This is a genomic window from Streptomyces sp. NPDC054047 (genome assembly GCF_055585065.1).
Map to the genome: position 1 here is coordinate 121,546 of NZ_JBVJKV010000001.1, position 23,381 is coordinate 144,926.

20 protein-coding genes and 1 pseudogene are annotated in these 23,381 nt (G+C 72.6%); 9 read left to right on the plus strand and 12 right to left on the minus strand.

Annotated elements, in window-relative coordinates:
* Positions 1–37: 37 nt before the first annotated feature.
* A complete protein-coding gene (locus ACZ6ZP_RS00620) occupies positions 38–1,621 on the minus strand; it encodes a TROVE domain-containing protein (RefSeq protein WP_351161965.1) in 1,584 nt (527 codons plus the stop codon).
* Positions 1,622–1,941: 320 nt separating this feature from the next.
* Here ACZ6ZP_RS00620 and ACZ6ZP_RS00625 point away from each other — a divergent pair, with 320 nt between their 5' ends.
* Entirely contained in the window at positions 1,942–4,188 is a 2,247-nt protein-coding gene (locus tag ACZ6ZP_RS00625; protein WP_469405105.1) for a protein kinase domain-containing protein, read from the plus strand.
* Positions 4,189–4,240: 52 nt separating this feature from the next.
* On the plus strand, positions 4,241–6,670 hold the full coding sequence (locus ACZ6ZP_RS00630) for a protein kinase domain-containing protein (protein WP_399978025.1): 2,430 nt from the start codon (positions 4,241–4,243) through the stop codon (positions 6,668–6,670).
* Here the strand turns inward: ACZ6ZP_RS00630 and ACZ6ZP_RS00635 are convergent.
* Positions 6,639–8,078: an alkaline phosphatase PhoX gene (locus ACZ6ZP_RS00635; RefSeq protein ID WP_383819769.1), complete on the minus strand. Its 1,440-nt coding sequence runs from the start codon at positions 8,076–8,078 to the stop codon at positions 6,639–6,641. The two genes, ACZ6ZP_RS00630 and ACZ6ZP_RS00635, sit on opposite strands and share 32 nt — an antisense overlap.
* 176 nt (positions 8,079–8,254) lie before the next feature.
* On the opposite strand from ACZ6ZP_RS00635, the gene ACZ6ZP_RS00640 reads away from it, so the two are divergent.
* The 4 genes from ACZ6ZP_RS00640 (at position 8,255) to ACZ6ZP_RS00655 (ending at position 11,100) form a co-directional block, all read left to right on the plus strand.
* On the plus strand, positions 8,255–9,031 hold the full coding sequence (locus ACZ6ZP_RS00640) for an SDR family NAD(P)-dependent oxidoreductase (protein ID WP_351161974.1): 777 nt from the start codon (positions 8,255–8,257) through the stop codon (positions 9,029–9,031).
* A gap of 147 nt (positions 9,032–9,178) precedes the next feature.
* Positions 9,179–9,406: a hypothetical protein gene (locus tag ACZ6ZP_RS00645; RefSeq protein ID WP_351161976.1), complete on the plus strand. Its 228-nt coding sequence runs from the start codon at positions 9,179–9,181 to the stop codon at positions 9,404–9,406.
* A 64-nt stretch (positions 9,407–9,470) separates the two neighbouring features.
* Positions 9,471–10,625 (plus strand): chymotrypsin family serine protease, encoded by a 1,155-nt coding sequence (locus tag ACZ6ZP_RS00650; protein WP_399978020.1) that lies wholly within the window; start codon positions 9,471–9,473, stop codon positions 10,623–10,625.
* A gap of 28 nt (positions 10,626–10,653) precedes the next feature.
* A complete protein-coding gene (locus tag ACZ6ZP_RS00655; protein ID WP_351161980.1) occupies positions 10,654–11,100 on the plus strand; it encodes a hypothetical protein in 447 nt (148 codons plus the stop codon).
* A gap of 61 nt (positions 11,101–11,161) precedes the next feature.
* On the opposite strand, the gene ACZ6ZP_RS00660 is transcribed toward ACZ6ZP_RS00655, so the two are convergent.
* Positions 11,162–12,631: a hypothetical protein gene (locus tag ACZ6ZP_RS00660; RefSeq protein ID WP_383819762.1), complete on the minus strand. Its 1,470-nt coding sequence runs from the start codon at positions 12,629–12,631 to the stop codon at positions 11,162–11,164.
* 288 nt (positions 12,632–12,919) lie between these two features.
* On the opposite strand from ACZ6ZP_RS00660, the gene ACZ6ZP_RS00665 reads away from it, so the two are divergent.
* A complete protein-coding gene (locus tag ACZ6ZP_RS00665) occupies positions 12,920–14,776 on the plus strand; it encodes an endonuclease/exonuclease/phosphatase family protein (RefSeq protein WP_469405106.1) in 1,857 nt (618 codons plus the stop codon).
* Positions 14,777–14,810: 34 nt separating this feature from the next.
* On the opposite strand, the gene ACZ6ZP_RS00670 is transcribed toward ACZ6ZP_RS00665, so the two are convergent.
* From ACZ6ZP_RS00670 to ACZ6ZP_RS00690, 5 genes are all read right to left on the minus strand, one after another.
* Positions 14,811–15,551, minus strand: a complete 741-nt coding sequence (locus ACZ6ZP_RS00670; RefSeq protein ID WP_469405107.1) for an SRPBCC family protein — start codon at positions 15,549–15,551, stop codon at positions 14,811–14,813.
* A 144-nt stretch (positions 15,552–15,695) separates the two neighbouring features.
* Entirely contained in the window at positions 15,696–16,262 is a 567-nt protein-coding gene (locus ACZ6ZP_RS00675; RefSeq protein ID WP_469405108.1) for a hypothetical protein, read from the minus strand.
* Positions 16,263–16,334: 72 nt separating this feature from the next.
* On the minus strand, positions 16,335–17,123 hold the full coding sequence (locus tag ACZ6ZP_RS00680; protein WP_469405109.1) for an SGNH/GDSL hydrolase family protein: 789 nt from the start codon (positions 17,121–17,123) through the stop codon (positions 16,335–16,337).
* 293 nt (positions 17,124–17,416) lie between these two features.
* Positions 17,417–18,085: a hypothetical protein gene (locus tag ACZ6ZP_RS00685; RefSeq protein WP_469405110.1), complete on the minus strand. Its 669-nt coding sequence runs from the start codon at positions 18,083–18,085 to the stop codon at positions 17,417–17,419.
* On the minus strand, positions 18,082–18,234 hold the full coding sequence (locus ACZ6ZP_RS00690) for a hypothetical protein (RefSeq protein ID WP_351161994.1): 153 nt from the start codon (positions 18,232–18,234) through the stop codon (positions 18,082–18,084). The genes ACZ6ZP_RS00685 and ACZ6ZP_RS00690 overlap by 4 nt, the downstream gene beginning before the upstream one ends.
* Before the next feature lie 184 nt (positions 18,235–18,418).
* Between ACZ6ZP_RS00690 and dapA the strand changes: the two genes are divergently transcribed.
* Positions 18,419–19,324 (plus strand): 4-hydroxy-tetrahydrodipicolinate synthase, encoded by a 906-nt coding sequence (gene dapA / locus ACZ6ZP_RS00695; RefSeq protein ID WP_469405111.1) that lies wholly within the window; start codon positions 18,419–18,421, stop codon positions 19,322–19,324.
* Between the two features lie 14 nt (positions 19,325–19,338).
* On the opposite strand, the gene ACZ6ZP_RS00700 is transcribed toward dapA, so the two are convergent.
* The 4 genes and pseudogenes from ACZ6ZP_RS00700 to ACZ6ZP_RS00715 form a co-directional block, all read right to left on the minus strand.
* Entirely contained in the window at positions 19,339–19,953 is a 615-nt protein-coding gene (locus tag ACZ6ZP_RS00700; RefSeq protein ID WP_469405112.1) for a hypothetical protein, read from the minus strand.
* 149 nt (positions 19,954–20,102) lie between these two features.
* Positions 20,103–21,092: a 2,3,4,5-tetrahydropyridine-2,6-dicarboxylate N-succinyltransferase gene (gene dapD / locus ACZ6ZP_RS00705; protein ID WP_351161999.1), complete on the minus strand. Its 990-nt coding sequence runs from the start codon at positions 21,090–21,092 to the stop codon at positions 20,103–20,105.
* A 196-nt stretch (positions 21,093–21,288) separates the two neighbouring features.
* Positions 21,289–21,822: pseudogene (locus ACZ6ZP_RS00710) on the minus strand (TetR/AcrR family transcriptional regulator); the annotation flags it as partial.
* On the minus strand, positions 21,822–22,142 hold the full coding sequence (locus tag ACZ6ZP_RS00715; RefSeq protein WP_454429258.1) for a DMT family transporter: 321 nt from the start codon (positions 22,140–22,142) through the stop codon (positions 21,822–21,824). The pseudogene ACZ6ZP_RS00710 and the gene ACZ6ZP_RS00715, both read right to left, overlap by 1 nt.
* Before the next feature lie 137 nt (positions 22,143–22,279).
* Between ACZ6ZP_RS00715 and ACZ6ZP_RS00720 the strand changes: the two genes are divergently transcribed.
* On the plus strand, positions 22,280–23,350 hold the full coding sequence (locus tag ACZ6ZP_RS00720) for a DUF7847 domain-containing protein (protein ID WP_469405113.1): 1,071 nt from the start codon (positions 22,280–22,282) through the stop codon (positions 23,348–23,350).
* The last annotated feature ends 31 nt before the right edge of the window (positions 23,351–23,381 follow it).

The following is a 23,381-nucleotide window of genomic DNA, read 5'->3' on the forward strand; positions in this document are numbered from 1 at the left end:
TTAGATACCAATTCCCGTGACGGACAAGAGCCTTGCCTCACTTCCGCACCCACGGCCAGTCGCTCGACGAGCCCGCTTCGAGCAGCTGCACCATCCGGAAGGCCGCGTCCGAAAGCCCCCCGAACACATGGCGGTTGCCCGTGCCGGACTTGCCGTGGCCCACCCGGTAGCCCGCGAGGTTCCAGGTGTAGACCGGGATGTGCGCCGGGACCTGCTCGGTCGGGTCGCCGTGGCAGTCGTACGTCACCTGCTCGTCGGTGACGATCAGGACGCGGTCGTGGTTCTTGTAGAAGCGGCGCACCGCCTCGGTGGTGTTCGTGCCGCCGAGGTCGCCGAAGCGCCCGAGCACCTTCAGGACGGACTCGCCCTTGCGGTACTTCACCCGGGCGCTGCCCGTGCCGAACTCGACCAGGTCCGCGTCCGCCGCCCGCAGTGCGAGCGCCGTGCCGAAGACCGCCGCCGCGTCCGCGCGGTTGAGCTGCGAGCGGGCCGAGAGCGGCGACCACATCGAGCCGGAGCGGTCGACCAGGATCAGCGAACGGCCGGGCAGCGCGGGCACGTTGGCCAGCGAGTGGCCGAGCGCCCGCTCCAGCGGGTACGCCCAGCGCAGCGACGGCGCGTGCCGGTACGCGGCGAGGTAGCGGAAGGGGAACTGCCGCGAGCGCGCGACCTCCGCCGGGTCCGCGAGCTTCGCCGCGACGACGCCCGCGACCTCGTCCGAGACGCCTGCCTCGTCGAAGTTGCGCAGGTTGCGCACGAGCGCCATCGCGCCCATGGACGGAATGACCGCTTCCCAGGCCGCCTTGTCCATCGGACCCTGCAGCCAGCCCGCCAGCGCCTCCCAGGTCATGCCCGCCGCCGCGAGCCGCTCGGCGCCGCCCGCGCCGGTGACCACCGCACGCCGCTCGGCGACCGGCAGGGCCATCAGCTCGCGGTGTGCGGCCAGGATGCGGGCGGCGGCGGGCGGGACGGCGGTGTCGGGGTGGTGGCGGCGGTCGAGCGCGTACCGGAAGAGGTCGCCCTGCCACGGCTTGTCCGGGTCGGGCGCGGCGTGCACGAGGTTGAGGATGTCGCCGAAGCGGTAACCCTTGGCGGCCGTGTCGTACTTGAGCAGGGCCTTCTCGCCGTACAGCCGGCGCACCGCGTCGGCGATGCCGCGCTTGACGGGCTTGGGGACGTTCCGGCCGTACGTCGCCGTCCAGTACCCGAGCAGCTCGCCGGGCTCGTCCGGGCGGCGCAGCACGGAGTCGACGACCCGGCGGTTGGCGGGCCCTTCGGTGGCGCCCGCGTCGAGGCGCGCCTTCACGTACTCGGCGGCGCCGACGATCGAGGCCGTGCGCATGTTGCCGTCGCCGCGCAGCCAGCCGAGCAGGCCCGCGGTCCACTCCGGGTCCTCTACGGCGAGGCGTCGCACGAGCGCGGAGAACCGGTCGTCGCGGTCGGCGCCGTTCTCGTAAAAGGTCTGCTGGGAGACGAAATTCGCCACCGCGAGCAGAAAGAGCTCGGAGCGCGGGTCACGCAGGTGGCCTCGGCCGCCCTGGTGGGTCGGCGCGGTGCGTCCATTCGACTTCACGACGGAAGTGACGAGTGCCTTCGCGGACTTGGTGTTGAAGCGTGCCATGTGAATTCCCCCGAATTCAGAATTACTGGGGGGAGGCAGCACAGCAGAAGGGCTGAGCCTCCCGAGATCAAAGTGGCCGCGGCGTGGATTCTTTGAAGGAAGGAGCCGCTTCCGGCGCACCGGGAGGTGCGTGACATGAAAAAGTCCTGGGTGCCCAGAGCGAGTGGGAGTAAGTCCTGCCCTCGCACCTGGACCGGATTCACATTAGGAGAGCGAACTGGCGGGACACCAATGCTTTTCCGCTGCAACCGTACGATGGCTCACAGGCGTCGCACAGATCGTCCGTTGGGTGCGGTCGAGGCGGAGGGGGATGCCGGGGCATGGCACGGACGGCGAGGGATGAGCCGGTCGAGTTCGGCGGGTTCCGGATCGTCGCGCCGATCGGCGAGGGCGGGATGGGGCGGGTGCGACTCGCCCGTTCCGCGTCCGGGCGGCTCGCGGCGGTCAAGACGGTGCACGAACACCTGGCGGCGGACCCGGAGTTCAGGGAGCGTTTCCGCAGGGAGACCGTGGCCGCGCGCGCCGTCGTCGGGCCCTTCACCGCGGCGGTGCTCGCCGCCGATCCGGACGCGGCGCAGCCGTGGCTGGCCACGGAGTTCTGCGCGGGCCCCGGTCTGACGGCGGCCGTCGCCGCGCACGGCCCCCTCGGCGCCGCCGATCTCGCCGCGCTGGGCGCGGCCCTCGCGGAGGCGCTGGCCGGGGTGCACGCGGCGGGACTCACGCACCGCGACCTGAAACCGTCGAACATCGTCATCGGCCGCGACGGCCCGAAGGTCCTCGACTTCGGCATCGCCAAGAGCGCGGCCGACGAGAGCCTGACCGCCGCCGACGAGGCGATCGGCTCGCCCGGCTTCATCGCCCCCGAGCAGCTGGCCCGTGACGGCAGGCCCGGCCCCGCGGCCGACGTGTTCGCCCTCGGCGCGGTCCTCACGCTCGCCGCCACGGGCCGCGCCCCGTTCGGCACCGGCGGCGCCCCCGCGGTCCTGTACCGCACGCTGCACGACGAGCCGGACCTGGAGGGCGTGCCGGGCGCTCCCTGGCACACGTTCCTGGGCCGCTGCCTGGCCCGCGCCCCGGCGGACAGACCGACGGTCGGCGAGGTCCTCGCCTGGTGCGCGGCGCGCTCGGACGCGGCACCGTGGTGGGAGCGGGAGCCGATCGCGGGCCTGGTCCGCCGCCACGAGGACGAGACAGCGGAGCTGGTCGGGCGCCTGGAGGAGCCGCGGCCCGCGGGGGCCCCGCCCCGGGACCTCGCGCGGGACCGCGTCCCGTCCGCCGCTCCTCGGCTCGCGTCCCCGTCACGCCGGCGCCTCTTCGCCTGGACCGGCGCGGCCATCGCCACCGCGGGCGTCGCCACCGCCACGGCCGTCGCGCTCAGCCAGGGCGGCGAAGGCGGCGGCTCGGCCGGGAAACCGGGCGCGCCCGGCGCACGGCTGCCGAAGGGACGGGTGCGGTGGAAGACCGGGATCGGTGAAATCACCTACGGGGGATCGCTGTTGCGCAAGGGGGACGATCTGTACGTCGTCGACGACGCGGCCGTCACCCGGGTGGACGCGGCGACCAGCACCGTACGCTGGGAGTATCCGGCAAAGAACCTGCGGGGCGTGGACGTCCGCGGCGATCTGGTCTACGTCCTGCACGACCCGCTCTTCGAACCCGAACTCCTCGCCCTGCACAGGGCCACGGGCCGCAAGGCCTGGGACTCGGGCCTGCTCTCCCGCAACCCCCACCGCCCCCGGCCCGTGTTCGGGAAGCCCGGCGAACAGGAGGGGAACAAGGGCCAGTTGATCGTGGCGGGCGACGTGGTCTGTCTGCTCACCTACGCCGCGTACGGCACCATCCAGGCGCGGCGCACCGCCTGGGGCCGGAAGTGGCGGGCGTACGGCTTCGACGCCCGTACGGGAGAGCCTCTCTGGTTCCACGGCGGCGGCGCGGGTGAGGTGATCAGCTCCGACCAGGCGGGCGGACGCATCGCCCTGGCCGTCTCGGCGAACCCCGGCATGCCCGGCACGGACGTGTACGCGCAGGGCGATCCGCTGATCGTCCTGCGGGCCGCGCGCGGCACGGTGGAGAAGGAGATCGGGGGCGGCGCGGTGTACCCGCACGTCCACCCCGGAGCCAAGGGGACGCGCTACTACGGGCAGCGCGGGAAGATCCGGGCCGTCGACCTGTCCACCGGCCGCACCCGCTGGACCCGCGCCGCGGACACCGCGCCGGACGTCACCCCGACCGCCGCGAACGGCCTGGTGCACGCTCCCTCGCCGGACGGCGTCCGCGCGTACGACGCGACGTCGGGCGCGGTCCGCTGGACCCGCACGGGCTATCGCGTACTGGACGGGACACCGCTCGTCGCGGACGGCCTGGTGTACGTCGCCGGTCCGGAACCCGGCGGCTCGGGCCGGCCGGTCTGGGGCCTGTACGCCCTGGACGCGGCGACGGGCGATCCGCGGTGGGGACTCGCCCTGGACGCCGTCAGCTCCGTCGACGTCGCCACCGCCGGCACGGGCCTCGTCCACCTGTGCGCGGACGGCACCCTGTACGCGATCACCGGCCCGGACCGGCCATGACGGCTGACCGCCCCACCCGCCACCCGCCCGTGCCCGGCAACCCGGAGCGTCCATGACGACAGCACCCCACGGCGAGACGCACCCCGCCCTGCCCGGAACCCCGCTCCTGCCCGGTGACCCGATCCGTCTCGGTGGGCATCGCATCGTGCGGCGGCTCGGGGCCGGGGGGATGGGGCAGGTCTACCTGGGGCGGAGCCCCGGTGGGCGGCTCGTCGCCGTGAAGACCGTGCACGAGCACCTCGCCGCCGATCCGCACTTCAGGGAGCGGTTCCGTCGGGAGGCCACCGCCGCGCGGGCCGTGACCGGGGCGCATACCGCTGCCGTGCTCGACGCCGATCCGGACTCCGCGGTGCCGTGGCTCGCCACGGCCTTTCTCCCGGGGCTGACCCTGCGTCAGGCCGTGGCCGCCGGTGCGCCCTTCGGGGCGGGCGTCACCCGGTCGCTCGGGGCACATCTCGCCGAGGCCCTGGCCGCCATTCACGCGGCGGGCATCGTGCACCGTGACCTCAAGCCGTCGAACGTCCTGCTCACCGCCGAGGGGCCCCGCGTCATCGACTTCGGCATCGCGCGCGCCGCGGGCGACCGGGTGCTCACCGAGGCGGGCTCGATGATCGGCACTCCGGGGTTCATGGCCCCGGAGCAGATCGACGGGGCTCCCGTCGGTCCGCCCGCCGACGTGTTCGCGCTCGGCGCCGTCCTCACCTTCGCCGCGTCCGCAGAGCATCCCTTCGGCTCCGGGCCCGTGGCGGTGCTGCTCTACCGCGCCACGCACGAGGAGCCCGACCTCACCGGCGTACCGGAGCAGGGCGGGCTGCGCGGGCTCGTCGCGGAGTGCCTGCGCAAGGACCCGGCACTGCGGCCGTCCGTGGCCGACGTCCTGGCGCGGGCCGCCGATCCCGCCGCCCACCTGTGGTGGCGTGAGGAGCCACTGCGGTCCCTGATATCCCCCGGCCGCCCGCGCGCCACCGGACCGGACACGGAACCCGCCGGGTCGGGCACGGAACCCCCCGGGGCGGGCACGGAACCCCCCGGGCCGGGCAAGGAACCCACCCGGCCCGAACCCGTCGACCGTGCCGCCGCCATCGCCGCCGCCGTCCGTTCCGAGCGCCGCGGGACCCTCACCCGGCGCTCCCTCCTGACCGCCACCGGCGCGGGCTTCGCCGGGCTCCTGGGGTACGGGATCTCGCACTCGTCGCCGGACGAGGGCGGGGACGACGAGGACGCCGGGCTGCGCGTCGAGAAGGGTTCGCGGCGCCCCGGCAAGGTCCGGTGGACGCTGCGCACCGACGGCGGCACCATCGACGCCGCCCTGCTCGGCGGGTCCACCCTGCTCGTGCACGGGACCAAGCCCTACAGCAGCACCGAGGGCCTGGTCCGCGCCGCCGACACCCGCACCGGCGCCCGGCGCTGGCAGTCGTTCGAGGCCACCGTCAAGGCGCCGACGATGTGGGGCGTGGCCGATGGCATACTGATCACGCCCGAACTCACCGACGAGGTAAGGGACTTGACCACCGGCGAGCCGTGGAGTCCGGAAGGCGCCTGGTCACCGGGCACCCGGTGGTTCGCCGTCGCCGGTCGGCGCCTGGTCGCCCTGGGGAACAAGAAGAACAGCACCACCGAACTGACCCTGCGCTCCCGCGCGCTGCCCGGGGGCGGCTCCCCCTGGGCCCTGGACGACGGCGTCGTGGACTGGCAGAAGCCCGCGGTCTCCGGTTCGGCACTGTTCCTCGCGCCGACGCCGTCGCCGGTCGGCGGCAAGCCGCTCTGCCTGGACGCCACGACCCGGCGCGCACTCTGGACGTACGAGGGACTCGCGGACGATGACCAGGTCCTCACCGCCCCCGTCACGCCGGCCGCCGGCCGGTTCGCGCTGCTCACCGAGGACAGCGCGCTGCACGTCGTCGACGTGCGCGACGGCCGTCGGCTGCACCGCAGGGACATGAAGGTCTCCGCAGGTCGCGGCAGCACCGCCCTCGGCCACGTCCCCGGCACCGGCGGGCGCCCCGGCACCGGCCTCCTCCTCGCCGGCGGGGCGGGGCGGCTCATCGGCTTCGATCCGATGGACGGAGAGATCCGATGGGCCTTCCCCACGGCCGGGCTCGCCGCCAGCTGGCGCCGGCTGCCCGGCGGCGGGCACGGCCCCGTCACCGCCGACGGCGTCCTGCTGCACTGGGCCGACGAGAAGACCCTGCAGGCCATCGACCTCACCAGCGGCAAGAGCCGGTGGCTGGAGACGTTCGGCGCGACCGCCCAGCTCCCCCCGGCCGTCGCGGACGGCACCGTCTACGCCACCGCGGGCCGCGTCTGCAGGGCCCTGACCCTGCGTGGCGGCAAGGTGATCGAGGAGTGGCCGGTGGACGGCGACATCACCGATCTCGCCGCCGACGCCTCCGGGTGGTACGCGCGGATCGACGGCGGCTCCGTGCGCGCCGTCAACGCCGCCCGAGCCGTCAGTGGCGCTGGCGCCGCCACGGCCCCGTGATCGCCAGCATGATGCCGGGCGTCTGGATGTTGGCGTAGAGCGTCTTGCCGTCGGGTGAGAACGTGACGCCGGTGAATTCGCTGTAGGAGGGCTTCTCGGGGGTGCCCGCGTTGAGTTCGTTGCGTGCGATCGGGTACGTGCGGCCGCGCTCGGTCGCCCCGAAGAGGTGCTGGATGCCGTCGCCGTCCTCGGCGATGACGAGGCCGCCGTACGGCGAGACGGTGATGTTGTCCGGGCCGTCGTAGGCGCCGTCCTTGGCGGGGTCCGGGTTGACGCCGAGCAGGACCTTGAGGGTGAGGGTGCGGCGCGCCGGGTGGTAGAACCACACCTGTCCGTCGTGCTGGACGGGGCTCTCGTCGCGGGCGAACGAGGCGACGATGTAGGCGCCGCCGTCGCCCCACCACATGCCTTCGAGCTTGCGGGCGCGCGTGATGTCGCCGTCGTCGAACTGCTCGCGCACCGGGACCGTGCGGGCGTCGCGGTCGGGCACCTCGACCCAGTCCACTCCGTAGACGGTGCCGATCTTGGTGGCGCGGGACAGGTCGTCCACGAAGCGGCCGCCGGAGTCGTAGCACTTGGGCGCCTTCAGTACGCCCGCGTCGTCGGAGAGGGTGCGCAGCTTGCCGCGGCCGTGCTTGAAGCCGTGGGGCGGGGTCCAGCGGTAAAACAGGCCGTTGGGCTCGTCGGCGTCCTCGGTGAGGTAAAGGTGACCGCGCTTGGGGTCGACGACGACGGCCTCGTGGGCGTAGCGGCCCAGCGCCTTGACGGGCTTGGGGGCGCGGTTGGCACGCCGGTCGTAGGGGTCGACCTCGAAGACGTAGCCGTGGTCCTTGGTCATGCCGTTCTGGCCGGCCTTGTCCTCGGTCTCCTCGCAGGTGAGCCAGGTGCCCCAAGGAGTGCTGCCGCCCGCGCAGTTGGTGGCGGTGCCCGCGATGCCGACCCACTCGGCGACGTGTCCGTCGCGGCGGACCTCGACGACGGTGCAGCCGCCGGACGCGGCCGGGTCGTAGACGAGGCCCTCGGTCAGCGGGACCGGGTGCGGCCACTTGGAGCGGGGGCCGCTCAGCTCGTGGTTGTTGACGAGCAGCGTCACGCCGCGCGGGCCCTCGAAGGCGGCCGTGCCGTCGTGGTTGGACGGCGTGAACTCGCCGGTCTCCAGCTTCGTCTTCCCACTGTGGGTGAGCACGCGGTACGAGAATCCGGCGGGCAGCGCGAGCAGGCCCTTCGGGTCGGGGACGAGGGGGCCGTAGCCGGGGGCGCCGCCGAGCAGGTCGGCCCCGTCGTCCGCCGTGTCCTCGGCGGCGAGCGCGCCGGGCGCGGTGGCGAGCGCGCCGACGCTGCCGGCCAGCGCGACCCCCGCACCGGTGATCGCGGAGCGTCTGGCGAAGTCCCTGCGGGTGAGCGGCATGATGTCTCCTGAGGCGCGTACGAGCGGGCTGCGGGCTGACTGTGTACGTGCTGCGACGCTCGGCCTGCGTACGTCGAGGTGTGCTTCCCGTTTCGGCCGGGCTGCTGTCGGCGTCACGTTCCCGCTCACGTATAAACGGCGGTTGAACGCCGTCCGACGTCGAGGGGCCTCCTTCCATGAATCTGCCTGCCACCGGCCGCCGTGTCCTGATCAGCGGAGCCTCCCGAGGACTGGGCAGAGCCCTCGCACAGGCCTTCGCGGAGAACGGTGACCGTGTCGCGGTGCACTACGGCTCGCGCGAGGAGGACGCGCGCGCGACCCTCGCGTCCCTGGCGGGCGACGGCCACGTGCTGGTGGGCGGGGACCTGTCGGATCCGGCGGGCGCGGCGGACGTCGCCGAGCGGGCCGCCGCCGTGGCCGGGGGGCTCGGAGGCCTCGACGTACTGGTCAACAACGCCGCCGTGAATCTGCCGCACCCCCTCGCCGACACCTCGTACGAGGACTGGGCGGACCTCTGGCAGCGGCACGTGGCGGTGAACCTCCTGGCCACCGCGAATCTCAGCCATCTGGCGGCCCGCCGGATGATCGACCAGGGCACGGGGGGCCGGATCGTGAACATCGGCTCGCGCGGCGCGTTCCGCGGGGAGCCCGACCACCCGGCGTACGGGGCGACCAAGGCGGCCGTCCACGCGCTCGGCCAGTCCCTCGCGGTGTCGCTGGCGCCGTACGGGATCGCGGTGGCGTCGGTCGCGCCCGGCTTCTTCGAGACGGAGCGGGTCGCCCACCGGCTGAGCGGCGACGAGGGCGCGGCGATCCGCGCGCAGAGCCCGTTCGGGCGTGCGGGCACGGCGGAGGAGATCGCCGCGGCGGTGCTGTGGCTCGCGTCGCCGGTCGCGGAGTGGGCGTCGGGCACCGTCCTGGACCTCAACGGCGCTTCACATCTGCGCACCTGAACGAGAGGGCGGAAGAGACTTCGTAAACAAGGTCAACAGGCGTGAATCACCCGCAAAGCCAAGATTTCGTGCAGAACGCCTTGACCCGCCATCCACACGGCAATAGACATCCCCTACCTGCATCACCCGTTGGGGGAGGCGAGCCGCGTGGACGCTTCGCAGGCACGCAGCCTCCATGAGGACCGGCTGATGAAGCTGGCCAATGTCACCGGCGTCGGCATCGGGAGGGACGAGCACTCGGGGGCGGACGTCATCGTCGTGTTCGTCACCCGCAAAGTGCCCCGTGACCGGCTCCGGGAAGAAGACGTGGTTCCGGAAGTGCTCGAAGGCGTCCCCGTGCGCGTACTCGCCATCGGCGAGCCCGCGGCGCAGTAGGACGGCCTGCGCGAGCGGACCGGAACTCCACCCTTCAACCAAGGGGAAGAGGTGGTCTGGCGTGGTGAGCCAGCCCGAATTGATGCGCGGACCCACCGGCGGTCAGCTCAGCGACAGCTCGCGCCAGCAGGCGACAGGGGACTTCCTGGGCCCCCAGACGTCCCTGGCCAACGTCGTCGGCTTCGGCCACGGCGTGAAGTGGACCGATGGCGAGCCCACGGGCGAACCCGCGGTCATCGTGTTCGTGACCCAGAAGGTCTCGGAGTCCATGCTCCCGGAGCGGGACGTCATCCCCGCCCAGATGGACGACGGCACCCCCACCGACGTCGTGGCCGTCGGCCACATCGCCGCACAGCGCCAGCAGCGCAAGGCCGGCCGCACCGACGACCGCTCGGTGACGTACGGACCCGACGGCGGCGTGAGCGAGCAGCTCTCGGGCATCTCGCAGCCCATGCTGGAAGAGCTCGGCGGGCTCGGCTCGTTCGAGCCGCAGCTCCTCAAGCGCCGGATGCGCCCATGCCCCTCCGGCGCCTCGGTCGGCAACGTACGCGTGACGGCCGGCACGCTCGGCAGCGTGGTCTACGACTTCCTGCCCGGCGCCTCCGTCGACCCGCCGGGCTCCGGCCTCGGCGTACCGGCGAAGTTCTACATCCTCTCCAACAACCACGTGCTCGCCGACTCCAACCGCGCCCAGCTGGGCAGCGCGATCGTGCAGCCGGGTGTCTTCGACGGCGGCCAGGACCCGGCCGACCGCATCGCGACCCTGGAGCGCTTCATCACGATCCAGTTCGCCCCGCAGATTCCGCTGGAGCGGCACAACAACGTCGTCGACGCCGCGCTCGGCACCGTCGACTTCCAGGACGCGACCCGCGAGACGTACTTCAGCGGTGCGCCGCGCGCCTGGCGCCGCAAGGCGAACGTCGCGGTCGGCGACCTGGTGAAGAAGACCGGCCGTACGACCAACATCTCCTTCGGCCGGATCATCGCCGTCGACGCGACCATCGACGTCAACTACGGCACGGCGGGCACCGCCCGCTTCAAGGACCAGATCCTGACGACGAACATCTCGGCGGGCGGCGACTCGGGGTCCCTGGTGACCTCGCTCGACAACGTCGCGCTCGGCCTGCTGTTCGCCGGTTCCTCGACCGTCACCGTGCTCAACCACTTCGAGAACGTCCGCGCGCTGCTGCGGGTCGAGGTCTCCGAACAGCTGGCCTGACCGGTCGCACCACGAGAGGAGGGCTTTCATGACCACTCAAGCACGCAAGCAGAAGGGCCAGGCCCGCGCGGAGCACCGCTTCCACAATCCGCAGGGCGCCGAGGTCAAGACGCGCGACGAGGCGTTCGCCGCGCCCCAGGAGGTGTCCGCCGAGGCGGTCGCCACCACGTCCAAGCTGGAGCTGCACAACGGCGCGATCACCTTCGCCATGGAGGTGAAGTTCAACCCGAACACCTACCCGCACGTGGTGACGGGCGGCCAGATCACCTCCGGCATCTGCGGCGCTCCGTGGGACATCACGGGCGGCTTCATCGGCGACACGATCCGCCTGGACGCCAAGCGCACGGGCCAGGGGTCCTGCGCCAACACGATCACGATCGTCGGCGAGTACCAGAACCCTCCGGCGTACCGGGGGACGTACGGCTTCGACGGCGCGACGTCGTCGTTCAAGCACACGACGCTGTACCAGTGCTGAGCTGACCGCTCGGTGCGTCGAATACCGGCCGGGCTGGAATTCCAGCCCGGCCGGTATCGCATCACATGCCTTGCTGCGACCGCGCCTTGAACGCCGCCTTGCGGGCTTCCTTGGCCACCTTCTTGTCGGGGTGCAGCCGCCCCATCGCCTCCAGAACGTCCGCGGTGGCGGGGTGCTCGACCCGCCAGGCCGCGGCGAAGAACCCGCTGTGCTGCCGGGAGAGCCCCTCCACGAGGCCCTGCAGCTCGTCCGAGTTGCCCTCGGCGGCGAGCTGCGCCGCGATCGTGTCGATCGTCAGCCAGAAGACCATCGCCTCGGGCGGCGCGGGCACGTCCGCGGCCCCGTGCTCGGCCAGCCAGACCCGGGCGAGCCCACCGAGCTCGGCGTCGTCGAGCACCTCGCGCAGGGCGGGCTCCGCCTCACGGCCCACCAGCGAAAGGGCCTGCTGGCACCGGAGCCGCCGCAGCGGCGCACCCTCGTCGCCGCCCCGCGCGGCGGCCAGCAACTCCCGTGCCGCGTCCAGCGGTTCGTGCCGGGCGAGCCACAGCTCGATCTCGGCCTGCGCGGCGGCCTGCGGGAAACCGGCCGTCCCTTCGAGCAGCGCGTCGGCGCCCTTGTCCGCGAGATCACCGACGGCGGGCGCGTCCACGCCCGCCTCCAGCATCCGCGCCCTGATGCCGTACACGCCGAGCGGGGTGAGGCGGACCATGCCGTACCGCGTGACGTCCTCGTCGTCGTCCGGCAGTGGGGCCTCGGCCTCGTCGATGTCGACCATGAGGGCCTCGTCGACCGGCTGGTACTCGACGACCCCCAGCGGCTCGAAGAGCCGGAACTGGTCGTCGAGCTTCATCATCGCGTCCGACACCTGCTCCAGGATGTCGTCCGTCGGCTCGCCCATGTCGTCGGGCACGATCATCGACGCGGCGAGGGCGGGCAGCGGCACCGGGCCATCGCCCGCCCCGGCGTCCCCGGCGGTGAGCAGGTACAGGTTGCCGAGCACGCCGTCCAGGAAGTCCGCCTCCGCCTGGGGGTCCCAGCCGAGCTCCTCGAAGTCGATCTCGCCGTTCTCCTCCAGGACGTCCAGGAGGTTGTCCATGTCGGGCACGGTCGCGTCCCCGTACACGGTGTCCAGGGCGCCGAGCCAGACGGCGAGGATGTCCTGCGGGCTGCCGGAGGTGAGCGCGGCGAGGTCCTCGCCCGGGGTCACCGTGCCCTGCGCGTCCGCTCCGTCGGGGCCCTCCCCCTCGTCGCCGTCCGTGACGTCCACCAGGCCCGTGTCGACGGCCACGCGCCAGGCCTCGCTCGCGTGCGCGGCGGCGTCCGGGTCGTCCGCCGCGAGGCCAAGCTCGGCGGCGGCGGCGGGCAGCTGCTCCTCGATGAGTTCACCGCCCGCACCGACGCGCGTCTGGGGGCCCGCCCAGCGGGCGAGCCGCGCGGCGCGGGAGAGCAGCGGCGTGGCGAGCGCGGCCCGCGCGAGTTCCGCTTCGGAGTGCAGCAGCACCGGCGGCAGGGTGGCGGGACTTACGGACATCGGCTGGTTCTCCTCCGAAGGATGGGGCCTCCCCTGCTCGAGCGAAGTCGGGAGCCTGGGGAAGGGTCGGCTGGGCTGAAGCCTAGACGGATTTGGACCCATGCCGCCCGGTTCATGTCCCTGTCAGAAGACATACACGGTGAGAACACCCGCCGAACCTTGACAACTCCCCTGGCCACACAAGAGATTGACGCGCGTAGAACGTGGTGGGCGTCCGCCGGTCCACCTCGCTCGCTCCTTACGTGCTCACCCCTCATATACGTACTCACCCTCATCCGGAGTCTCTCCATGCCGTACATATCCCGCGCCACCCGGCCCACCGTGAGATCCGCGGCCGTCTCCACCGTCGTGGCCACCGCCCTCGCGGCCGGTCTGCTCGCCGTGAGCTCCTCGTCCGCGTCCGCCGCCGAGGTCCGCGTCCACGACATCCAGGGCACCACCCGGCTCTCGCCCCTCGCGGGGCAGCAGGTCACGGACGTGACGGGCATCGTGACCGGCGTCCGCTCGTACGGCTCGAAGGGCTTCTGGCTCCAGGACCCGAAGGCCGACACCGACCCCGCGACCAGCGAGGGCGTCTTCGTCTACACCGGCTCGGCGGCGCTGACGGTGAAGGCCGGTGACGCGGTCCGCGTCTCGGGGACCGTCAGCGAGTACGTCCCCGGCGGCGAGGCCTCCGGCAACCAGTCCCTGACCCAGCTCACCAAGCCGACGGTGACGGTCGAGTCGTCCGGCAACGCGCTGCCCGCGCCGGTCACGGTGCACGCCAAGTCGGTGCCCTCCGCGTACGCGCCCGACGGCGACCCGGCGGACGGGGGCAGCGTCAACGGGCTCCGGCTGGAGCCCCGCTCGTACGCCCTGGACCTGTACGAGTCCCTGGAGGGCATGAACGTACGCGTCGGCACCTCGCGCGTGGTCGGCGCCACGGATCCGTACTCGGAGCTGTGGATCACCGTGAAGCCGCACGAGAACCCGAACCGGCGCGGCGGCACGGTGTACAAGTCCTACGACGACCAGAACACCGGCCGCCTGCAGATCCAGCAGCTGGCCCCGGTCTCCGAGCAGCCCTTCCCGAAGGCGAACGTCGGCGACGCGCTGTCCGGCGGCGCCGAAGGGCCCCTGGACTTCAACCAGTTCGGCGGTTACACGCTGGTCGCGCGGACGCTCGGCAAGGTCACGGACAAGGGTCTCGTCCCGGAGAAGACGCGGCGCCAGGCCAAGGATGAGCTCGCCGTCGCGACGTACAACGTCGAGAACCTCGACCCGGGCGATCCGCAGACGAAGTTCGACGCGCTGGCCGGGGCCGTCGTCTCGAACCTCGCGTCGCCCGACATCCTCGCCCTGGAGGAGATCCAGGACGACAACGGCGCGAAGAACGACGGGACCGTCTCGGCGGAGGCGACCCTGAAGAAGTTCACGGACGCGATCGTCGCGGCGGGCGGGCCCCGCTACGAGTGGCGGTCCATCGACCCGGAGAACAACAAGGACGGCGGGGAGCCGGGCGGCAACATCCGCCAGGTGTTCCTCTTCAACCCCGAGCGGGTCTCCTTCACGGACCGGGGCGCCGGGGACGCGACGACGGGCACGGGTGTCGTGCGGTCCTCCGGCGGGCGCGCCGCGCTGACGCTCTCCCCCGGGCGCGTCGACCCCGCGAACACCGCGTGGGCGGACAGCCGCAAGCCGCTGGCCGGTGAGTTCGGCTTCCGTGGGCGCAGTGTGATCGTGGTCGCCAACCACTTCGGGTCGAAGGGCGGCGACGAGGGCCTCACGTCGCGGCATCAGCCGCCGGTGCGCTCGTCGGAGGCGAAGCGGCTGCGGCAGGCCCAGTCGGTGAACGCCTTCGTGCGGGACGTGCGGAAGGTCCAGAAGGGCGCGGACGTGGTGGTCGTCGGCGACGTGAACGACTTCGAGTTCTCGGCGACGACGACGGCGCTGGAGGCGGGCGGCGCACTGAAGTCCGCCGTCAAGTCCCTTCCCCGGTCCGAGCGTTACTCGTACGTGTACCAGGGGAACTCCCAGGTCCTTGACCAGATCCTGACGAGTCCCGGGGTCGGCAGCGGCTTCGCGTACGACAGCGTGCACATCAACGCGGAGTTCGCGGAGCAGAACAGCGACCACGACCCGCAGGTGCTGCGGTTCCGCCCGTAGGACGCGCAGGACTCCCGGGGCTGCTGCTCGGGCGCTACGCGTAGAGCCTGAGCAGCCAGTCCCGCCAGGCCATTTCGGTGCCCTTGGCATCGGCCTGCGGCGCGAAGTCGTGGATGCTGATGCCCACCGGGGCACCGAAGTGGTTGCGGCCGAAGAAGCGGTAGAGCGCGGTGTCGGTGCGCAGGCCGATGAAGTGCCGGCTGCGGAAGTCGACCATCGCGTCGAGGGATTCGCCGGGGGCGTCCACGCGCACGCGGGCGCCTTCGGACGCGTCGTCGGGCAGGGCCAGGCGGCGGCCCAGCTTGGTGAAGGCGTCCGGGGCCGTGGAGGGGGCGGGGCCGTCGAGGGCGGTGAAGGTGACGGGGAGGCCCGTGAAGTGCGTGAGGTACTGGCGCAGGGTGTGCAGGTAGAAGTCGGTGTGCTTGCTGGCCCCGTCGTACTGGTTGTCCCAGTCACCGGTGAGGATGCCGCTGTGTACGTAGCGGACCCATGAGCGGCGGCCGCCGTCGCGGGGCTCGATGGTGCGGTCGAGCTGGTTGCGGGTCTGGCCCGGTGGGAGGCCTTCGGGATTGTCGGCACGGTCCGTGAGGCGGTGCGGTGGCTCCCAGTGGGTGACGACACCACCGAAGGGGGCGGCGCCGCCTTCGCGGGGTTCGTACTCCGCCAGGGGCCACAGCCAGCCGCCGGTGCCGGTGGTGAACGCGTCCCAGACCTCGGCAGGAGAGGCATCGACCTCGAATTCCCGCTCGATCTCGAACTCCTTGCCGGTGGTCATGGTGGCTCCTTAAGCTCGCACGCCCCCTCGCGCGGGCCGCCGGGGCCGAGGTACGGAAAACGCCCGCCCCGCGCGGGGATTCCACCGTCCCACCGGCCAATATTTTCGTCCAGGGGACGGCCGGGCGCCCGGCGCCCCGGCTGTTCAGCGCACCGGTTCGAAGCCGTACGCCAGGCGGTACCTGCCCTCCACGGGCAGCCCGTCGCCGCTCTCCCACTCCTCGTGGCGGATCACCCGCTCGCCGTCCGTCGTCACGTGGAAGTAGACGCCGATCAGCCCCGGCGCCGCCCCCGGCAGCCCCGCGTCCCCCTCGGTGATCACGATCGCCCCGGCCACCCGCTCGTCACCGGCCGCCCGTGCCACTCCGCCCCGCAGCCGCGTCCTGTGCAGCCCCAGCCGTTCGATGCCCGGCACGGCCCTGTCGATGTCGGCGTTCCGCTCGTCCCTGTGGCGGGCGAAGAACTCCTGGTACGCCTCCTCGTCACGCCAGTGCGAGCGGTGCGCCAGCGTCGAACCGTCCGCACCGGCGTACACGGTGTACGAGAGCAGGCCCTCGTGCGGCCACGGGCGACTCCCCCAGGCCTCGGCGATCGCCTCGGCCGCCGCCCGCTGCCGCTCCGGAGTGCCCGTGCTCCACGTACTGAGGAAGACGAGCCCGCCGTCCGCGCGGGCCGGGTCGGGGAGGGTGGTGGCGCTGATGCGTGTCTTCATGCCCTGCTCCTTCGGTGTGTACGGGGCGCTGTGCCCGTCCCGCACACACTGCGACCTCAACTTTGCTTGAGGTCAAGCCCGTTCGGGAGAGGCCACCGGACCGAGGTCCGGCCGCTTCGCCTCGCGCCCGTCGCCCGACGAGCGCCCCCTGACGCGTCGCCACAGCCACGGGCCCATGAACCCCGCGAACCACTTCGCCTCCGCCGCCATCGTCCGCAGCGTGGACACCGGCGGCGGCGGTGGCAGCAGCGGCCGCACCCAGTCCTCGTGGCCGGGGATGCCCAGTGCTTCCGCCATGCCCGAGGCGATCCGCGCATGACCCACGGGGCTCGCGTGCAGGCGGTCGGCGCTCCACAGGCGGGGGTCCGTGGTGACCCGGTGCGGGAAGGTGTCGAGGACGACGACTCCGTGGCGGTCCGCGGCCGCGCGGATGCGGGCGTTCAGGTCGAGGACGCGGGGCAGCGCCCTGCGCGCGAGCGGCGAGATCCGGCCGAGGTCCGGGAACGTCACCGTGGCCACGCGCGCGCCCGCCGCGGTCAGCTCGGTGAACATGTCCTCGATGTCGCGGGCCACCTGGGCAGCGTCGAAGCCGGGGCGCACCAGGTCGTTCATGCCCGCCATGACCGTGACCAGGTCCGGCCGCAGCGCCAGGGCCGGGGCGAGTTGCTCCGCCTTGATGCGCGCCGTCAGCCTGCCGCGCACCGCGAGGTTCGCGTACTCGAACTCCGGGTTCCGTTCGGCCAGGATCTCGGCGAGGCGGTCGGCCCAGCCGCGGTAGCCGTGGGCCTCGTCGCCGTCGCCGACCCCTTCGGTCTGGCTGTCGCCGATCGCGACATAGCGCGCGTACGCATGCGTCGTCATGGCCAGAGCCTCCCTCCGGAGTCAGGACCCGTCAACGCGACGGTGACCGACGTGCCCCACTCCGGCCCACGCCCGCCCCGCACCCCGCGCTCCGCGACCCCGCGCGCCCGCGTCGCAGCCGTGCGGGTGGGGGGGTTGCGCGCGTGGCTGCGCCCTGATTTAGCTCACCGGCTCACCAGCGGCACACGGACGCGCACCACTCCTACGCCGCGCTGATGGGCCCGCTGGGGTTCGCGCGCAGCCACGGCGGGTTCGACCAGGCCCTCTGGCCGGCATCCGCAGAGGTCGGCACGCTAACCCCTCTCCTCCCTCGCCAGACGCGCCAACTCGCCCTGGAAAACGTCGAGTCGGGCCTGAAGCAGCGCCGCCTCCGCGACCAGCTCCGGCACCCCCATACCCTCGGAAGGCGCCCCCGGCAGGGACTCGGCGACCGTCGCCACGACCGTGACGCCGTCCCCGGCGAGGCGGGCGAACTCCGCGAGCCGCAGCGACGTACGCCTGCCCACGCAGGCCCCGCACACCCCCTCGACCACCCGCCACCCCGGCCTGCCCCACCCCGCGTCGGCGAGGACCGCGGCCCGCGCCCCGCAGCCGCACGGCCGCACCGTCACCGCGCGCACCCGCTGCCGCGCGTACCGGAAGCCCCGCTCGAAGCGGATGTACGCGCCGAGCACCGTCACCTCGAGCAGCGCGGCCCCACGGTGATCGCCGGTGCACAGGAGCGCCTCCGCGTCGGCGCGTTCGTGGACGCAGTGGAAGCCGCAGTCGCAGCGGCGGTGCGGGGCCGCGTGTCGTCGGCCGTAGACGCAGTGGGCCGCGTCCAGCGTGCCGTAGGGCAGGGCCGCGCCCAGGGAGACGCCGGTGAACCCGGCCCTGGCGCCGTCGTGGGACAGCACCAGGCGGGCGATCTTGTATCCGGTCGGCGGCTCCGTCGGGCGTTCCTCGGGGAGCCGCAGCCTCATCGGACCGCGGGGACCTCGACCGCCGGCTTCTCGGCCGGCACCGCCGGTTCGGGCCGCGGCTCCGCGTGCTGCTCGAGATCTTCCGGCCGCAGCCGCTCCTGCGGGTCTTCCTCGGCGATCCCGGTGGCGAGTGCTTTGCCCAGCCTCATGACGCCTCCTGTGGCCGGCGGCCCTGCGGCCGTCCGTCGACTACCGTCCGGCCCATGGTGGCCCATACGGGGGCGAGTTGGCACTAGGGCCCGGCCCGCCCGCGGCCACCTCGTAGCATTCCTGTCGCATATCTCGTAGCAGAATTAAGTGGAGCTTCAGCTTCGCTGAACCGACACTGCCCCTATGACCTCTCCCTCCACAGCGCCTCCTCCCTTCGGCCGCGCCCTCTGCGCGATGGTCACGCCCTTCACGGACGACGGCCTGCTCGACCTCGACGGCGCCCAACTGCTGGCCGAGCGCCTGGTGGCCGACGGCTGCGACGGTCTCGTGCTCTCCGGCACCACCGGCGAGTCGCCCACCACCTCCGACAGCGAGAAGGCCGCGCTCGTACGCGCCGTCGCCGAGGCGGTCGGCGACCGGGCCACGGTCGTCGCGGGCGTCGGCAGCTTCGCCACGCGGCACACCGTGGAGATGGCCCTCCAGGCCGAAAAGGCGGGCGCGGACGCCCTGTTGGTGGTCACGCCCTACTACAGCAAGCCGCCCCAGGACGCCGTCGAGGCGCACTTCCTGGAGGTCGCCGACGCGTCGGGGCTGCCGCTGGCGCTGTACGACATCCCGGGGCGCACCGGGACCCGCATCGAGCCGGAGACGATGCTGCGGCTCGCGGAGCATCCGCGGATCGTGGCCGTGAAGGACTGCGCGTACGACCTGATGGGCACCCAGAAGGTCCTTTCCCGGACCGACTTGGCCTACTACACGGGATGCGACGAGTTCATCCTCGCCCTGTACGCGGTGGGCGGCGTCGGCTACATCAGCACGGTGGCCAACGTGGCACCGCGCCAACTCCGTTCGATCCTCGACGCGTTCGACGCCGGTGACACGGCGGAGGCGCGACGGCATCAGCAACAGGCCATGGAGCTCATCGAGTTGATGATGGGCGCGGGCCTCCCCGGCACGGTCACCTCCAAGGCGCTGCTCGGCGCGCTCGGTCTGCCCGGCGGTCCCGTCCGCGCACCGCTGCGGCCCGCCGGCCGCGAGGCGACCGACGGGCTGCTTGCCGCGTACGAGGCACTGCGGCAGTCGGCGTAGCCGCCGCGTCAAGATCAGCCCGCGGCGGGGAAGCCCCCGGCCTTGGTCCAGTTGAGCATGTCACTGCCCCGGCTGAACGTGACCTTCTTGCCACCGGTGGCGACGGCGATCTTCTCCCAGCCGTCGAAGTTCTTCGTGAGGTGCGTGGCCCACTTCGTCAGCGGGCCCGTGGCGACCGCGGCGACCGACTCGGTCGGCGGCTCGCCGTCGGCGCAGTACACGCCGAAGTCCCCGAAGGCCGCGACGGTGCCGTCCTTGGCCTTGAGCGTGATCCCCTGGCAGGCGTCGGTCTTCGTCTTGTACACGAGGGCCGACTTGGACCAGCCCTTGGCCTTGGGGCTGTAGTCCTGCACGAGGAGCCCCTTGCCCTTCATGTAGTGCATCGCCACGCGCCGCCCGTCGGTGAGCTTGACCTGGGCGTTGAACGGGCTCGGGCTGCCGCTCCAGTGGATGTCGCTCTTCTCCAGCGGATAGCTGTGGTCGCCGGTGCCGACGGAGGTCCGGGTCACTTCCTGCGCGCCACCGCCGCCGACGTCCTGGCTCTGCCCGGCGCTCTCACCGCACCCGGCCACCAGACCGAACACCGCCACTCCGCTCAGGGCAAGGGCCCTGATCCCCGTTCGGCGCATGTCGCTCTCCTGTCGTCCCAGTCGTGCCGGTTCGCCCCGGCCGTCCCGTGCGGCATCCGCACCGCACGCATGACAGGGCAGCTTACGCACGGCACCACGCGAAGAGCGCCCTCCGGAAGACCGAAAGGCGCTCTCTTGGGCGGCGATGCTCAGTTGTTGCTGTGCAGCACGTCGTTCAGGCCGCCCCACACCGCGTTGTTCGGGCGGGCCTCGACGGCGCCGCTGACCGAGTTGCGGCGGAAGAGGATGTTCGAGGCGCCGGACAGCTCGCGGGCCTTGACGATCTGCCCGTCGGGCATGGTCACGCGGGACCCTGCGGTGACGTAGAGACCGGCCTCCACGACGCACTCGTCGCCGAGCGCGATGCCCACGCCCGCCTCGGCGCCGATCAGGCAGCGCTCGCCGATGACGATGCGGACGTTGCCGCCGCCGGAGAGGGTGCCCATGGTGGAGGCGCCGCCACCGATGTCGGAGCCGTCGCCGACGACGACACCGGCGGAGATGCGGCCCTCGACCATGGAGGTGCCGAGCGTGCCCGCGTTGAAGTTCACGAAGCCCTCGTGCATGACGGTCGTGCCCTCGGCGAGGTGCGCGCCCAGGCGCACCCGGTCGGCGTCGGCGATGCGGACGCCCTTCGGCGCGACGTAGTCCGTCATGCGCGGGAACTTGTCGATGGAGGTCACCGCGAGGTGCAGGCCCTCGGCGCGGGCGTTGAGCCGGACCTTCTCGACGTCGTCGACGGCGACCGGACCGAGCGAGGTCCAGGCGACGTTGGCGAGCAGGCCGAACTGGCCGTCCAGGTTCTGGCCGTGCGGCTTGACCAGGCGGTGGCTGAGCAGGTGCAGACGCAGGTACACGTCGTGGGTGTCCAGCGGCTTCTCGTCCAGGGACGCGATGACCGTACGTACGGCGACGATCTCCACGCCACGGCGCGCGTCCGGGCCGATGGCCTTGGCGGCGCCCTCGCCGAGCAGCTGCACGGCACGCTCGGCGGTGAGCCGCTCGGTGCCTGCGGGGCCCGCTTCGGCGGCGAGCTCGGGCGCGGGGAACCAGGTGTCGAGAACGGTGCCGTCGGCGGTGATGGTGGCGAGGCCTGCGGCGACGGCGCCGGTGGTGCGGGAAGCGTTCGTGTCGGTCATGGGGAAAACCTAACCGGCGGTGCGCCGCGCGGGCGAACCGGTCTCAGTGACCGGGCTCGGCGACCGGGCTCGGCGACGGCTCTCAGCGACCGGCTTCCGGCGCGACACCGTCCGCCGTGGACGCCATGGACGCCGTGGACGCCGTGGACGCCGTGGACGCCACGGACGCCTTGACCGCCGTGGACGCCGTATCCGCCGGGACGAGCCGGTTGAACACCTCGCGCGCGTACGCCTCGTCGTACGGCACGCCCGTGAGCAGCACCTGCAGACAGATCCCGTCCACGAGCGCGACGAGCGCCTGCGCGGTGACGGGGTCGGTGCGGCGCCGCAGGACCTCGGCGAGCACCTCCCCGCACTCGGCGGCCACGGGCTGCAGCGCCGGCTTGCGCAGGGCGGCCAGATAGAGCTCGTACTCCAGCTCCAGCTCGGTACGGTCTCCCGCGAGCCACCGTCCGAGCAGCCCGGCGAGCTCACCGGCGAGGTCGGCCCGCGCGTCCTCGAACGCGCCGCTCGCGGTGACCGCCTTGGCGAACCCCTCGTTGGCCTGCCGCATGGCGGCCACCATCAGCTCGTCGAGTGTCTTGAAGTGGTAGGTGGTGGACCCGAGCGGCACGTCGGCCTCCGCGGCGACGGACCGGTGGCTGAGCCCCCCGATCCCCTTCTCCCCCACCACACGGATCGCGGCGTCGATGATCCGCTGACGCCGCTCGGGGTCGTAGCGCCGGGCCATCAATGGGCTCCGCCGAGGTTGAGCAGGACGACGCCCGCGATCACCAGGGCGATCCCCGTGATCTTGACCAGTCCGGTGGATTCCCCCATGAAGAGCATCCCGATGGCGGCGACCGCGGCGGTTCCCGCCCCCGCCCAGATCGCGTAGGCGGTGCCGACGGACAGCGTCTTCAGGGTCTGCGCGAGCAGCGTGAAGGCGATCAGATAGCCGGCGACGGTGATCAGCGAGGGCCAGAGCCTGCTGAACCCCTCGCTGTACTTCATGGCCGTCGTCCCGGCCACCTCCGCCGCGATGGCCGCAGCCAGCAGTCCGTATCCCATGCGTACGAGTGTACACAACGGTGCGTACGGGCGTACATAACGCCGGTCGCCCGAACGGCTAAGGTGACGCGATCACTGTGGGGGGCCACAGCGAACACGCGCCGCGCACGGCAAGACACCACGGGAGCACAAGAGCGATGTCGGACACATCGGGGTGGGGACCACAGGGCTGGGGCCGGCACGGCGGCTGGACGCCTCCGCCCCCGCCGCCCAAGCCGGGCGTCATACCCCTCGCCCCGCTGGGCGTCGACCACGTCCTGGGCGGCGCGTTCGCCACGATGCGGCGGTACGCGAAGCCGCTGTTCGGCACCGGGGCCGCGGCGTACGGCGCGCTCGCCGTCGTCATGGCCGTGGCCGCCGCCCTCGCCTACCTCTCCGTACGCGAGCACGTCCGGGCGGTGTCCGAGCCCGGCTCGGCGTTCTCCTGGGACCACGGCATGCCGGTGCTCGTCGCCTTCGGGGCGCTGTGGCTGGTGGGCCTCCTGAGCACGCTGGCGGTCAACTCGTTCATCCAGGCCTCGTGCGCGGCCACGCTGCACGAGGCGGTGCTCGGCCGCCCCGCGACGTTCGCGGCGGTCTGGCGCAGGGCGTGGTCGCGGACGCCGTCCGTGATGGCGGTGACCGTGCTCCTGTCCTTCATCCTGCTGCTGCCGCTCGGCGCGTGCGTCCTGCTCGTCGTGGGCCTCTTCGTCATGATCCTGAGCGGGTGGGCCGTACCGCTCGGCATGATCTTCCTGCTGACCCTCGTCGTGACCCCGCTCGCGGCCTGGCTGTACGTCCTGTTCGCCTTCGCCCCGGCGATCGCGTCCCTGGAGACGGCGGGCCCGCTCCAGGCGCTGCGCCGCTCCGTACGCCTGGTCCGCGGCGCCTGGTGGCGCACGTTCGGCATCTCGCTGCTCGCCGGGGTCATCGTGGCCGTCGCGTCCATGGCGGTGCGTCTCCCCCTGCAGTTCGCCATGCCGGACCCGCCCCCGGTGGACCCGGACAGCTCCACCTCCACGGTCCTGCTGGACCAACTGAGCTCCCAGGTCGGCCTGTACGCCCTGCTCGGCCTGGTCGGCACGCTCATCACGCAGCTGGCCGCCAGCGTGTTCCTGCCCCTGGTGACCGCCGTGCTCTACATCGACCGACGCATCCGCAAGGAGGGCCTGGCGCACACGCTGGCGCAGGCCGCGCCGGTTCAGCCGTACGCCCCGCAGAGCCCGTGAAAACAGTTCGGCCCCCCGCGCGGTGAGCGCG